Genomic DNA, 14,006 nt, shown 5'->3' on the forward strand with positions numbered 1-14,006 from the left:
TAAAGGGTTCGCACAGCCAAGTAAATTGCTTTTCACCTTTTCTTTAACACTTTGTTCTGTTAAACTAAATGTTAATGTTTTGTGGGAGGGATTAAGATCATGAGTAAGCCTAGCATAGAGTCCAGAATGAAAGAACGAATATTGATCCTCGACGGTGCTATGGGCACGATGATTCAGCAGGAGGATTTATCGCCGGCCGATTTTGGCGGCGAGGAGCTGGACGGCTGTAATGAAATGCTCGTGCTCACCCGTCCTGATGTGATCCAGGGGATTCACGAGAAGTACTTGGAAGCTGGAGCAGATTTAATATCGACGAATACGTTTGGTGCGACGTCCGTCGTACTTGCCGAATATGATATACAAGACAAAGCTCGAGAAATCAATCTGGCTGCGGCTCGCCTCGCGATCGCTGCGGCCGACAAGTACAGCACGCCCGAACATCCGAGATATGTGGTCGGAGCACTCGGGCCGACGACAAAGACGTTGTCGGTTACAGGCGGCGTTACCTTCGACGAGCTGATCGAGAGCTATGAGGAACAGGCGCTTGCGCTGGTTGAGGCTGGCGTAGATGCTCTTCTGCTTGAGACGTCGCAGGATACGCTCAACGTGAAGGCGGGCAGCATCGGAATTACACGCGCTTACGAAGCAGCTGGCAAGAAGCTGCCGCTCATGATTTCGGGAACCATCGAGCCGATGGGCACGACGCTGGCCGGACAGAATATCGAGGCCTTCTACATTTCCCTGGAGCATTTGAAGCCGATTTCCTTTGGTCTTAACTGCGCTACGGGGCCGGAGTTCATGCGGGATCATATCCGCACCCTGTCCGATATGTCGAGCGCTGGCGTGAGCTGCTATCCGAATGCCGGCTTGCCCGATGAGAATGGTAAATACCACGAGTCGCCGGAATCGCTGGCAATGAAGATGGGCGCCTTTGCGGAACAGGGCTGGTTGAATATCGCCGGGGGATGCTGCGGAACGACGCCGGAACATATAGCCGCACTAGCGGAGACAATGGGCCAATATGCACCTAGGGCGATGAACGGCAAGCATCCGGCAGCGGTATCCGGGGTTGAGACGGTATATATTGAGGAAGATAACCGTCCGATAATGATTGGCGAACGGACGAATATTTCCGGATCCCGGAAGTTTAAGCGCTTGATCAAGGAAGGCAAATTCGATGAGGCTTCGGAAATTGCCCGTTCCCAGGTGAAGGGCGGAGCGATGGTCATCGACATTAACCTTCAGGATACGGATATCGACGAGGCTTATGCCGTACAGAATTTTTATCCTATGGTGACGAAGAAGATCAAAGCACCGATCATGATTGATTCCACCTATGATCATATTATTGAGCTGGCGCTAAAATATTCCCAGGGCAAGGCGATCATTAACTCGATTAACCTTGAGGATGGGGAGACGAAGTTCCAGCAGATCGTTCCGCTTATCCATCGTTATGGCGCGGCTGTTGTCTGCATTCTCATTGATGAGCGCGGGCAGGCCGTATCCCGAGAGGCGAAGATGGAGGTGGCCACGCGTGCTTATGAACTGCTCGTCAATAAGTATGGCGTGCAGCCGGAGGATATTATATTTGATCCGAATATGTTCCCGGTAGGCTCGGGCGACCCTCAGTACATCGGCTCTGCGGTGGAGACGATTGAAGGGATTCGCATGATCAAGGAGAAGTACCCTAGAGCGAAGACGATTTTAGGACTGAGCAACATTTCCTTCGGATTGCCGGATGCCGGGCGCGAGGTGCTCAACTCTGTGTACCTGTACCACTGCACGAAGGCCGGCCTCGACTATGCCATCGTCAATACGGAGAAGCTTGAGCGTTACGCCTCGATTTCAGAGGAAGACCGCAAGCTGGCCGAGGAGCTAATTTTCAACACCAATGACGAGACGCTGGCCGCTTTTGTCGCTGCGTTTCGGGACAAGAAGGTGGAGAAGAAGTCCAAGGCCGACAATTTGACGCTAGAGGAACGGCTTGCCAATTACGTTGTAGAAGGCAGCAAGGAAGGGCTGATCGCGGATCTGGAGGAGGCTCTCAAGAAGTACAGCCCGCTGGACGTCATTAACGGACCGCTCATGGCGGGAATGGAAGAGGTCGGCCGCCTGTTCAACAACAATGAGCTGATCGTGGCCGAGGTGCTGCAAAGCGCTGAGGTGATGAAGGCGTCCGTCGCTTTCCTGGAGCCGTTCATGGAGAAGAACGAGTCCTCGGTGAAGGGCAAAATTCTGCTGGCTACTGTCAAAGGCGACGTGCATGACATCGGAAAGAATCTGGTGGAAATCATTTTATCCAACAATGGTTACCAGATCATTAATTTGGGTATAAAAGTACCACCGGAGCGTATTATTGAAGCTTACCGCAAGGAGAAGCCGGATGCGATCGGACTGTCTGGACTTCTCGTGAAGTCCGCGCAGCAAATGGTGCTCACCGCTCAGGACTTGCGCAATGCGGGAATCGAGGTTCCGATTCTTGTCGGCGGAGCGGCGCTCACCCGCAAATTTACGAAGACCCGGATCCGCCCGGAATATGACGGCATGGTCATCTATGCCAAGGATGCCATGGATGGACTGGACCTGGCGAACAAGCTGATGGACCCGGCCAAAAGAGAAGAGATGCGCTTGGAAATGGAAGCCGAGCAGGAGGCGGAGGCCAGTGTGGCCGTAGCGGTCAAGGAACTGCCGCAGCTTACTCGCGTTGAAAGATCCAACATCTCGACCGATGCGCCGGTGTTTACGCCGCCGGATCTGGAGCGTCATATCCTGCGCAATTATCCGATAAGCCATATCATTCCGTATATCAATATGCAAATGCTGCTTGGACATCATTTGGGGCTTCGCGGCTCCGTCGAGCAGCTGTTAGCCAAGGAAGATCCTAAGGCGGTCCAGTTGAAGGAGACCGTCGATCAAATTCTGTACGAAGCGGTCACGGACGGCATCATTCAGGCTCAAGCGATGTACCGGTTCTTCCCTGCGCAATCCTCGGGCAATGAGATCATCATCTATGATCCTGAGAACCATGCAAAGGTGCTGCATAGATTTGACTTCCCGCGTCAGCGTGTAGAGCCGTACCTCTGCTTGTCCGATTTCCTGAAATCCGTTGACAGCGGCATAATGGATTATGTCGGCTTTCTCGTCGTGAGCGCTGGCCAGGGCATTCGGGATCGCTCCGAGAAGCTGAAGGAGCAGGGCGATTATCTTCAGTCTCATGCGCTGCAATCGGTGGCCCTGGAGGTTGCCGAGGGGCTTGCTGAACGGGTTCACCACATGATGCGCGACTCATGGGGCTTCCCTGACCCGCAGGATATGACGATGAAGCAGCGCCTCGGCGCACGTTATCAAGGAATCCGCGTATCCTTCGGCTATCCGGCTTGTCCTGACCTTGAATATCAAGGTCCGCTCTTCGAGCTGATGAAGCCTGAGGATATCGGGGTCGAATTGACGGAAGGCTTCATGATGGAGCCGGAAGCATCGGTATCCGCCATGGTATTTGCCCATCCGCAGGCGCAATATTTTAACGTCGACAAAGCTTAGCGAACATTCAGCAAAACCCTCCGATCCCGGAGGGTTTTGACCATAAGAAAAGCAACTGAAGACAGAAGGAGAGAGCAGAATGGAGCTGTACTTTTTGGGAACTAACGCCGGCGTTCCATCATTGGAGCGAAACGTCACTTCGATCGCCCTCCGCATGCTCGAGGAGCGTCGGACCTTCTGGCTGTTCGATTGCGGGGAAGGGACGCAGCATCAAATTCTTCGTTCTCCTCTCAAGCTCAGCAAGCTGGAGAAAATATTCATCACCCATCTGCACGGGGATCATTTATTCGGTCTGCCCGGGCTCATCTCCAGCCGAGCCTATCAAGGCGGTGAGGACCCTTTGACGATATATGGCCCGCCAGGGCTCAAGCAGTATATTCATACCAGCCTAGAGCTGAGTGAATCTCATATCAGCTATAGCCTGGATATCGTTGAGCATGAGGGGGGAGTCCTGTTTGAGGATGACTCCTTCCGCGTGGAAGCCTCGCTGCTGGAGCATCGGGTTGCCAGCTATGGATACCGAATCACCGAGAAGGATTTGCCGGGCAAGCTTAATGCTTCCGTGTTGGAGAGCTATGGCGTTCGTCCAGGCCCGCTATATGGCAAGCTGAAGCGGGGAGAGAGCGTGGAAGCGCCGGACGGCCGATGGCTTCATGCCTCCATGGTACAGGGCAAGCCGAAGAAGGGCAGAATCATCACCATTCTCGGCGATACTCGGCCTTGTGCTTCCGTGCTGCCGCTGGCGCGAAATGCAGATGTTCTCGTTCATGAGTCGACTTTTCTTCATGAGATGAAGGATACGGCGCATACCTATTACCATAGTACAGCCCGCCAAGCTGCTGAAGCTGCGCGCGAAGCGGGGGTTAAGCGCTTATTTCTGACGCATCTAAGCTCCCGTTATAAATACGAGGATCAGATTCTGCAACTGGAAGGGGAGGCGCAGGAAATATTCCCGAATGCCCGAATTGCGAGAGAGCATGTAATGTACGGGATAGAGCGGAGCCTAGACGCCTGATTATTTTCCGGGAAAGCGCAGAATTTGACAGACCGCTTCAAACTTTGCTAAGAACGCCGCAGCGCCCTTTTCCCGCTTCGATGCCTTTCGACTCGATACGGCTCCATTTTGCCAGAAGGGCTTGGGATTGGAGAGAAATTTGCCTCTGGTTTGTTTTTCTATGTAGAATATACGTAGTTAACGTTTACGGGAGGGCGAGTCATTGAAGAAAATTCCTTTTGTACTGCACGGCTTTGGTACGATCGCCAGAACGCATATCGTTGCACTGCGGACACTGCCGGTGATCAAAAAAACATCATTTGTGCCGGTGCTCGATACGCTAGTGACGCGCGAGCCGGATTTACATAAAGAGCAAGCCTATGCCATGGGCTTTGAACATATAACGGATAGCCTGGAGGAGGCGCTTGGCCGGGAGTCGGTGGCTGCGGTCAGCGTGTGCACCCCGAATGCCCTGCATCCTCAGAGCATTCACCTGGCTGGCAAGGCTGGCAAGGCGCTTTATTGTGAGAAGCCGATTGCTGATAATTATCAGGAATCCGAGCGTGCCGCAGAAGGATTTCCTAGCCGCTTGACGGCCCAGGTTGCCCTAGTGTTCCGTTACCATCCGGCGGTTCAGCGAACTTCCGAGCTGCTGCGTCGCCGGGCAATCGGTGAGGTTCTGCAATGCAAGATATCCTATCTTCGTTCGGGATATCTGGATCAGGAGAGGCCCTTTAGCTGGCGAGTCAGCAGAGAGCTGTCCGGCGGCGGGGCTATTACCGATATCGGAGTGCATGCGCTGGATCTGGTATGCCATTGGTTCGGAGATTTGGCGCGAATCGACGGCACGACCGAAACCTTCATAAGCGAGCGCCGAGCCGAGCCGGGAAGCGAACGCAAAGTGGACATTGAAGTCGATGATTGGGCAGCCATGAATTACGAGACGGTTACAGGTGTCCGTGGTAGTGTAGAGGTATCGCGCATAGCATGGGGAAGCGATGCCTTCGCGATCCAAATCGTCGGTACCGACGGAAGCTTGATCATGGACCTGGAGAAGGACGCTTACCCGAAGGTGCATTTGCTGCGCGGAGGATTGAGCCATCTTCCAGAGCCGGATGGACTTAAGCTGCTGCCTGACGCCAAGGCGACGATGGGACTGTTCGTCGACTCTCATTTTGCAGCGCTGCATCATTTTATGCTGAGATATATCGGGCATGATGAATTCCAGGGGCTGGCCCCCACGCTGGACGATGCGCTGCGCGTAGAGAAATATGTGGATCAAGTGCAGATGAAGGAGTGTGCGCGTTGACGAATTGGAGAGCTTATCTGATTGACCTGGACGGTACGATGTATCATGGCAGCCGCATGATTTCTGGTGCCGATCAATTAATTAATGCTATGAAATATCACCATATTCCCTATTTATTTGTTACCAATAATTCTTCGCGTACGCCGGATGATGTCGCCGAGCATTTACGTCAAATGGGCATTCCTGCAGAGGCGAAGGATGTATGCACTTCAGCTGTGGCTGCCGCAGAGTATATCGCGAACATGCAGCCGGGGGCCCCGGTCGCGCCAATCGGGGAGCATGGCTTGATCGAGGCGTTGAAGCAGGCCGGTTTGTCCATCGATACCGAGCGGCCGGAATTCGTAGTACAGGGCATCGACCGCTCATTCTCTTACGAGAAGCTGGCCCAGGCCGCAAATTGGATCAGGAATGGAGCCCGCTATGTCCTAACCAATCCGGATCTGCTGCTGCCGGGTCAGGATGGCCTGATGCCTGGCGCAGGCACGATTTCCGCGTCAATCGCCGCTGCTTCGGGAGTGAATCCGGTTATCATCGGAAAGCCTTCGAAAATTCTGATGAAGCATGCGATCGACCGGTTAGGCGTCCGTCCTGATGAGACTGCGGTAATTGGTGATAATATGCATACCGACATTTCAGCGGGTGCGCATGCAGGCTGCGGCACCATTCTGGCGCTGACCGGGGTGACGAACCGCGATAACCTGGCCGAGCTCATGGAGAAGACGGGGGTTAGACCACATATCATATGCGACGATCTGACCGAGGTTCGCAGCTTGGTTGTCGGTTCAATCGAATCAGCGACCTAAAGGTATATTGAGATAGAGAAAGGAAAGATGAGAATGCCGGAACTGCCGGAAATGGATAATTATCGAATTCAACTATCCAATCATATTTTGGATTTGCCTATATCAAATATCGTGATTAACCGGGAGAAGTCCATAAATTTGGAGCCGGCTGACTTTACGGATGCCCTGCTGGGCAGACAAGTGATTTTTATTGAACGGCGGGGCAAGCATCTGCTGTTTCACTTGGACAATGGACGCCGTCTCCTGCTGCATCTGATGCTTGGAGGGCTCTTATATCTGGGGTCTTCGGAGGATCGTCCGAACCGCAGCACGCAAATCGAGATGATATTCAATAACGGGATTGTGCTGTATTTTATAGGCCTAAGACTTGGCTATTTGCATTTGCATACGGCTAAGGAAGCGGAGGAGCTTCTGTCTGGCTTGGGCCCGGAGCTGTTTGACCGCAAAATGAACGAGGAGAGGTTCAAGGCGATTTTCAGCAAACGCCGAGGCAGTCTGAAGACAGCTCTCGTGAATCAGGAAATCATCGCAGGGATAGGCAATTGCTATGCCGATGAAATTGCGTTCGCTGCCGGGCTTAGACCGTCCGCCAAGCTGCAGAATTTAACCGGGGAGGATCTGTCCAGATTGTATCAGGCTGCGCGTGATGTTCTCATTCACGCAACCGAAGCCGGCGGCTACATGGAGCTCCCGTTGACAAAGGATGATAAGCTCACTGGCGGCTTCAACGAATTGTGCCAAGTGTATGACCGGGAAGGGGAAAAATGCTACCGCTGCGGGGACGAGATTGTAAAGACCGAGATTTCAGGCAAGAAGGTCTTCTACAGTCCGGGCTGCCAGCATGAGTATTAAGGAGCCCATCGTAGGCGGACATCTAAGCATACGGGGAGGCTACGCCGGCGCTGCTCAAGCAGCAGTAGCTTCCGGCGCAGGCGCATTTCAGTATTTTCCTAAGAACCCGAGAAGCTTGACCGTCAAAGACTTCGACAGGCAGGATGCCGAACGCTGCCGCAAGCTGTGCGAGCAGCATGGGATATTGTCGGTGGCCCATACTCCTTATCCGAGTAATTTGGCCGTGGACAGGAATGCTCCCCGCGAACAGTTCGAAAGAACCGTGGATTCGCTGCGAAACGATTTGGAAATAGCGGAGGCTTGCGGCTCTTTAGGAATAATCGTTCATTTTGGCACATATAAGGCTGGAAACCCCTTACAAGGTTATCAAAATATTATACAATGTATTAATGAGGTGCTCTCCGGCTGGCAAGGCCAGGCGAAGCTGATCATAGAGAATCAGGCCGGGGATCACGGAGATATGGGGATTACCTTGGAGGAGCTGGTTCAGATCCGCAAGCTGTGTCATCTGCCGGATAGCATCGGTTTTTGCCTGGATACCTGCCATGCCTTTGCATCCGGAATGTGGGGCGGCCGAGATGACCGCGCCTTTGACGGCAGAGCTTCGGAATTGGGCTATTGGGACGGGTTAACCGTAATTCATCTGAATGATTCGAAATATCCGGCTAACTCCCGTAAAGACCGGCATGCCCGTGTAGGCGAAGGTTATATAGGAGAAGCGGGCTTTCGCAAGCTGCTTAAGCTGGATGCGGTACAGGGTATACCTTGCATTTTCGAGAGTGAGAAGGGCGAGGATGGAACCTATAGAGAAGATATGGAACGGGTGAGGCGGTGGGTTAAAGCCTAGTGCTGGAATTCCGCGGGAAAGGACGAAGAACATTGATTCATGTATATATGGATGATTTGCGGCGTTGTCCCATAGGTTTTACTTTAGTAAGGACCGTCGATGAATGCATAGAGCTTCTGAGAATTTCGGAAGTCGACATCCTGTCGCTGGATTACGATATGGGTCCGGGAGAGAAGACAGGGGCGGAGGTGGCTTCTGTAATCGCAAGGGAAGGGCTGTATCCCAGGGAGATCTTCCTGCATACTTCTAGCATGGCCGGGAAGAAGAGCATGTACGAAATTTTGTATCAGAATAAGCCAGAGTGCGTCATTCTGCATAACGGACCGATTCCATTTGAACGTCTGGATGAAATTGAGAGTTTAACCAGAAGAAGCGCCCGCAAATAGACGAGTTAACGAGGCCGTGCGAGGGTACGGCAATTACTTCTGGGGGTTGTACGAGTTGAGAAGCCAAGAATTAGAACGAAATGAGGAAGATGATAAACGAGATGACATTGGGATAAGCCATTGGATTTGTACGGCAAATCACGGGTTTGCCCCTTATGCACAAGAGGAGCTGCGCCGATTATTTGGCGCGGTGAAGAGCACAGTACTGATCCCGGGAGAAGTGCTGCGCGTCGCGCTGCAGAACTCAGCCGAGCAGGTAATCGAGGCGGTATCCAGCAGCCCCCCTGTATTTTTACGCCACCTCTTTCCTATTGAATGGGAATGGCATGGGGAAGAGGGGGGGAAGCTTGAGGAGTCAATAGAGAAGCTGGCTGCATTCGCGCTTGCGGATCCGAGGCTTCAAGGCGCTTCCAGAATTGCCGTCCAGCCCCGAAAGACGGAGCAATCGCTGTGGGAAGGTACGACGGCAGAGCTAAAGGATACGCTTCAAGCCAAATTAAGCGGGCTTCATGCCGAGTTCGTTGTTCGTGAGGCCGATATGATTCTCTCTGTCTTCGTAGGCCGAGAGGCTGTCTATGCAGGAATATCCCGTCCGGAGCATAATATTTCCGATTGGAATGGCGGGGCTGTAAGATTTCAGCGGGAGGAAGGACAGATTTCCCGGGCCAAATTCAAGCTGCTTGAAGCTGAAATGACCTTTGGCATTGATTTTAGGGCTTTCCGCGAGGCGCTGGACATCGGTGCCGCCCCTGGCGGTTGGACTTCATTTTTGTTGGAGCGCGGACTAACAGTAACAGCTGTAGACCCGGCAAAAATGCATCCCTCGCTGTTGAACTCGCCGAATCTTACCGTGCTGCGAAAAAATGCCGGAGAGGTGAAATTTCAGGAGCAGCAGTTCGACCTGCTGGTTTGCGATATGAGCTGGAGCCCGAAGCTGACGGCGAAGCTGGTAAGCGAACTGCTGTACGCGTTAGTGCCGGGCGGCACGGCAATCGTAACGGTCAAGCTGCTGAGCAAGAAGCCGATGGCATTGATCCAAGAGGTGATCGATACGTTTCAGCAATCCCGCATGCAGGTGCAGAGGGCTAAGCAGCTGTTCCATAATCGGGATGAAATTACGCTATATATGATTAAATATTAATGAAGTTAATTAGTGTGGAAAAAAAAGACTTTACAAGTAGCGGCAAAATCACGTATACTAATTCCAAAATTATACATTAGCCAATGAAGGGAAAGCATCCCATGATTCTGCTCCGGCATGTCCGGAGTCTGAGCGTGGGGGCTTTCCTTTTTTTGCGTGGGAGGAGGATGGATTCATGGTGCCATTGAATGAACCGCTCGCCGCCGGCGCAATCATCGCGGGCAGATATCAGGTTGAGCGGATGATCGGTGCCGGTGGCATGAGCCGTGTGTATCTCGTTTCCGATTTAAAGCTGCCTGGCAAAGCATGGGCTGTGAAGGAAGTCGCTGCGGCCCCGAGCCTTCATATTTCATTGGAGGAAGAGGCTGAACTGCTGATCGCTTTGGATCATCACAGATTGCCAAGAATTATAGACATTTGCAGACCCTCCGAAACGGGATATGTGTACATGGTTATGGACTATGTGGAGGGCGAGCATTTGGATCGTTACGCTTCAAGGCAGAGAGGCCACTTGACGCTGCAATCCCTGGCTGCCTTCGGGCGGCAAATATGCGAAGGGCTCCATTACTTGCATAGCCACCATCCGCCGATTGTCCACCGGGATTTGAAGCCGGCCAATCTTCTGGTCGACCGGAATGGAGAAATCAGATTTATTGATTTCGGCATTGCCCGGAGATACAAGGAGGATCAGCCGGAGGATACCGTCTTGATCGGCTCGGTCGGCTTTGCCGCTCCTGAGCAGTATGGAGGAAGGCAGAGCGATTGCCGGACAGATCTGTACTCCTTAGGGGCGGTACTCCTCTATCTAGGAACCGAAGGGCTGCACAGCAGCTGGTCAGAGGAGGCGGCAGCCGTTATGAGGCGCAACGGCTTCAAGTCCCTGCTTCCCGTCCTGCATCGCCTGCTGCAGTCTCAGCCCCAAGACAGATATGCCTCCGCTGAAGAGACAAGCCGGGCGCTGGCGGCGATCGCGGGGGAGCCGGTGCGAAGAGGGGGCGAGTCTGCAAGGCGTTGTGCTGTCATTGCCGTGATGGGAGCCTGTCCGGGCGTAGGTGCAACGCATACGGCTATTATGCTGGCTCATGCCTTGTCGCAAATATTCAAACGGGTAGCTGTTGTCGAGATGGAAGCGAAGGCAGGCGCATTTCGGCAGCTGCAGCAAATCGTTTCGGGACGGGCGATAGCGAAGACAGATCCTGGCCCGGGAGCACCGCGGCGCTTTCGCATCCACCAGGTTGATTATGTCCGTCATCCGGCCCGGTCTGAATGGATTGAGCTGTTATCGGACGGATACGACTATGTAGTTTGCGATCTCGGCTCCTCCGGGCGGAGGGAGCTGCTGGAGGAATTCGCGCGTGCTGATCTGCCGATCCTCGTCGCCTCCGGGGCCGAGTGGAGGGAGGAGGAAGCAGCGGCCATCCGCTTCCGGATGGGCGAGGCTGCCCTTCGCAGGTGGGCCTGCTTCCTTCCCTTGGGCGGGAGAGGGGCTAGTCGCCGGCTCCGCAAGCGTCTAGGCATCGAGCGAGTGTATGAGATCCCGATGGAGAGTGATCCTTTTGAACCCGGGCGAGAAATCGCCGTCCAATTGATTGATATATGCTGTCCCGGGTATGCGGACAATTTGCGGCTGCAGGGCAGAGGTTTTGGTTTTATTAGAAGAACGTTGGAAAGGAAGCGATAACTACATGTCCAGACTGAGGCAGCGCACTAAACAGTTGCTTGTTGCCGGCATCGCGGGAGGGGGGATCGTCGGTATTCTGTTTGCGGGCTATGCGGTATACCAAGCAAGGCAGGTTGATGAGATGAGGACATCCCTTGTCCGGGAATACGAGATTCAAATTGAGCGGCTGAAGGAAGAGAAGGCTTCGATATTCGGCTGGACGCTTGCCCGTAATATTTCCGCCGGCCACCCCATCCGTGCCGAGGATCTGAGGAGGGTAGAGCTCCCGGCCGACAGCGTCCCTGCAAATTATATTAAATCAAAGGATGAGATCGACGGCAGAAACGCCAAAATCGATTTGACGTCACAAACCCTGTTGACTCCGGAACTATTGTATAAAGAGGCCCCTACGCCACATGATCTGCGCTGGCGGGAAATGGGATTCGTACAGCTGCCGGCGTCGCTGCAGAAGAATGATGTCATTGATGTTAGAATTCAATTTCCTACCGGCCAGGATTACATACTACTGTCCAAGAAGAAGGCTGAACAACTGAATGGGGGCTCAGTGACAGTAACGCTGGACGAAATGGAAATCCTGTCCTTATCCAGTGCGGTTGTTGACGCTTACTTGCATAAGGCTTCGATATACGCCCTTGCTTATGTAGAGCCGCAGCTGCAGGCCAAAGCTATTCCGACCTATCCCGCCAATAAGGCTGTTCTGGAGCTTATCAAGAAGGATCCCAATATCGTATCGCGGGCCGAGTATGCTTTATCCCATGCATCGAGGCAAATATTGGAGGCAGATTTATCCGTTATGTCGCCCCAGAAAGCAGCGGAGTTTGCCGGACACCATGCCGAGCGAAGCGCGGCGGCGGCGCAGCCTACCGGCGATTCCTTCGATCTAGATTCCTGATATAACGATAAGGAGGTGATGGGGTGGAGCATTGGATTTTCACCGGGACTGCGGACAAGCGCGATTTGCTGCTCTACATATGCAAGGTGCTGGCTTCAGCCGGCCGGCGTGTCCTGTTGGTGGACGCAACCAGCAAAGGAAAATACGGATATGTGATCGAAGGGATATCAACCGGGGAAGGAATGATTGAGTTCCACGGCTTCGACGTGGCATTGGCCAGCGCTGGTAGTGATAAGCTGGAGCGCTGCGATGGCTATGATTACTGCCTTTATGATGTTGATTATGCTTTCTCAGCCGGAAGGAAGCTGTGGAGCGAGGCCGGACAGATCATATGGGTAACCAGCTATGATCGCTTTGAAATAGCGGACAGCTGCGGTTTCTTCAGCAGGCTGTTCCAGACGTGGCCGGAGCTGCGGGGGATCAAGGTGCAACCCGTATTTACCCGTACGATGGACACTCTTATCGATGAGCAATATGTGCTGAGCTTCATGGAGCAGCTTCCGATTGAATGGCAAGCTGCGGACATTCGGATTCCCTGGGACGAAATCAATTTCGTTGTGCAGATGGAGAATGAGTACTCGCAAACCTTGCGGATGAAGGCCATCACCCGGGCTTACAAAAGGGCAATTACGGAATTGATCAGCCGGTTGGCTGGCTGGGAATCCAAAAAAGTAAAAAGAGCGTTTCGCAAAGCGGAAAGGAGAAAGGCATGAGTAAAATTGTGTTTTGGGATATGGGTTATGGAGGATCAGCGGAGGTAGCGGGAGCCTTTGGAGTACAGGCTGGGCTGCATGAGAAATATCATTTGCTATTGCTGAATTGCGGCTATGCCGGCACAGGCATGGAGGAGGGCTTTCCCCCGCGTGATATGGTGCTGGATCATGATTTGCGCTTGCCCGTCCGGGATCAGGGCATGGAGGCGCTGCAGCGGCTTGCCGAGAGCGGACGTTTGCCCCAGTGCAATTTGATGGACTATACCTATCCCCTGCTGCCAGGCCGGCTTGATTTAGCGGATGGCTTGCAGGCAAAAGGTGAATCTGTAAGGCATTCCCTTCCGCCTGCTGAGCTTGGGGCTATCGTGAGTATGGCGGAGCAGTGCTATGACATTGTCATTATGCAGGAATCCGCCCTAAATGCTTCATTGCTGGACAACCCAGGACTTCGTAAGGACGATACTTTAATTGCAGTATTAAGGCAAAATCGGGTCGAGCTGGACACATTCTTTGAGATGTCCGGGACAAGCGCTTTTTCTAACGGCAGCACGCCTCAGGCCATCATCGTTCATCAATATGATGCTGCATCGAAATGGAGCCTGCAGAACATTAAACGCCGTTATAACTGCGATGTGGCGATGATCGGCATTCCGTACCATACCGAATTTAGTGATGCATGGAACGGGCAGGATATCATCTCCTTTTTCCGGCGCTACCGGCTGCTAAAGGGCAGAGGGTATGAGAGGGAGCAATTTCTTTTTAGCTGCAAAGAGCTTGTACGCATAGCGTTGGCCGCAAAAGAACGCAGCGGTGGTCCTATGATGGATAGCAAGGTGAAAGGAGCATAG

General features: G+C 53.2%; 12 protein-coding genes. All 12 read left to right on the forward strand.

The window, feature by feature from the left end; all coding sequences use genetic code 11:
• Nucleotides 1–99: 99 nt before the first annotated feature.
• The 12 genes from metH to BN2762_RS16370 all read left to right on the forward strand — a co-directional run bounded on the left by metH (nucleotide 100) and on the right by BN2762_RS16370 (nucleotide 14,006).
• On the forward strand, nucleotides 100–3,540 hold the full coding sequence (metH, locus tag BN2762_RS16315) for a methionine synthase (protein ID WP_055107975.1): 3,441 nt from the start codon (nucleotides 100–102) through the stop codon (nucleotides 3,538–3,540).
• A 79-nt stretch (nucleotides 3,541–3,619) separates the two neighbouring features.
• Nucleotides 3,620–4,555, forward strand: coding sequence for a ribonuclease Z (gene rnz / locus BN2762_RS16320; RefSeq protein WP_055107976.1), 936 nt, complete (start codon nucleotides 3,620–3,622; stop codon nucleotides 4,553–4,555).
• Between the two features lie 202 nt (nucleotides 4,556–4,757).
• Complete coding sequence (locus BN2762_RS16325) at nucleotides 4,758–5,843, forward strand: Gfo/Idh/MocA family protein (protein ID WP_055107977.1); 1,086 nt, start codon at nucleotides 4,758–4,760, stop codon at nucleotides 5,841–5,843.
• Nucleotides 5,840–6,646 (forward strand): TIGR01457 family HAD-type hydrolase, encoded by an 807-nt coding sequence (locus tag BN2762_RS16330; RefSeq protein ID WP_074048642.1) that lies wholly within the window; start codon nucleotides 5,840–5,842, stop codon nucleotides 6,644–6,646. Before BN2762_RS16325 ends, BN2762_RS16330 begins: the two co-directional genes overlap by 4 nt.
• Before the next feature lie 33 nt (nucleotides 6,647–6,679).
• The gene (locus tag BN2762_RS16335) at nucleotides 6,680–7,498 is read left to right on the forward strand and encodes an Fpg/Nei family DNA glycosylase (RefSeq protein ID WP_055107978.1); all 819 of its coding nucleotides are present in this window, start codon (nucleotides 6,680–6,682) and stop codon (nucleotides 7,496–7,498) included.
• Nucleotides 7,488–8,345 carry a deoxyribonuclease IV gene (locus BN2762_RS16340; RefSeq protein WP_055107979.1) on the forward strand — a complete coding sequence of 286 codons (858 nt, stop codon included), beginning with the start codon at nucleotides 7,488–7,490 and terminating at the stop codon, nucleotides 8,343–8,345. The genes BN2762_RS16335 and BN2762_RS16340 overlap by 11 nt, the downstream gene beginning before the upstream one ends.
• A 35-nt stretch (nucleotides 8,346–8,380) precedes the next feature.
• Nucleotides 8,381–8,731, forward strand: a complete 351-nt coding sequence (locus BN2762_RS16345; RefSeq protein WP_055110130.1) for a cyclic-phosphate processing receiver domain-containing protein — start codon at nucleotides 8,381–8,383, stop codon at nucleotides 8,729–8,731.
• Nucleotides 8,732–8,786: 55 nt separating this feature from the next.
• Nucleotides 8,787–9,872, forward strand: coding sequence for an SAM-dependent methyltransferase (locus BN2762_RS16350; protein WP_055107980.1), 1,086 nt, complete (start codon nucleotides 8,787–8,789; stop codon nucleotides 9,870–9,872).
• 175 nt (nucleotides 9,873–10,047) lie between these two features.
• The gene (locus tag BN2762_RS16355; protein WP_055107981.1) at nucleotides 10,048–11,553 is read left to right on the forward strand and encodes a serine/threonine protein kinase; all 1,506 of its coding nucleotides are present in this window, start codon (nucleotides 10,048–10,050) and stop codon (nucleotides 11,551–11,553) included.
• Nucleotides 11,554–11,557: 4 nt separating this feature from the next.
• Nucleotides 11,558–12,445, forward strand: coding sequence for an SAF domain-containing protein (locus tag BN2762_RS16360; RefSeq protein WP_055107982.1), 888 nt, complete (start codon nucleotides 11,558–11,560; stop codon nucleotides 12,443–12,445).
• 23 nt (nucleotides 12,446–12,468) lie between these two features.
• Nucleotides 12,469–13,158, forward strand: a complete 690-nt coding sequence (locus BN2762_RS16365) for a hypothetical protein (protein WP_055107983.1) — start codon at nucleotides 12,469–12,471, stop codon at nucleotides 13,156–13,158.
• Complete coding sequence (locus BN2762_RS16370) at nucleotides 13,155–14,006, forward strand: hypothetical protein (protein WP_055107984.1); 852 nt, start codon at nucleotides 13,155–13,157, stop codon at nucleotides 14,004–14,006. Before BN2762_RS16365 ends, BN2762_RS16370 begins: the two co-directional genes overlap by 4 nt.

It is taken from the genome of Paenibacillus ihumii (assembly GCF_001403875.1).
Taxonomy (GTDB): domain Bacteria; phylum Bacillota; class Bacilli; order Paenibacillales; family Paenibacillaceae; genus Fontibacillus; species Fontibacillus ihumii.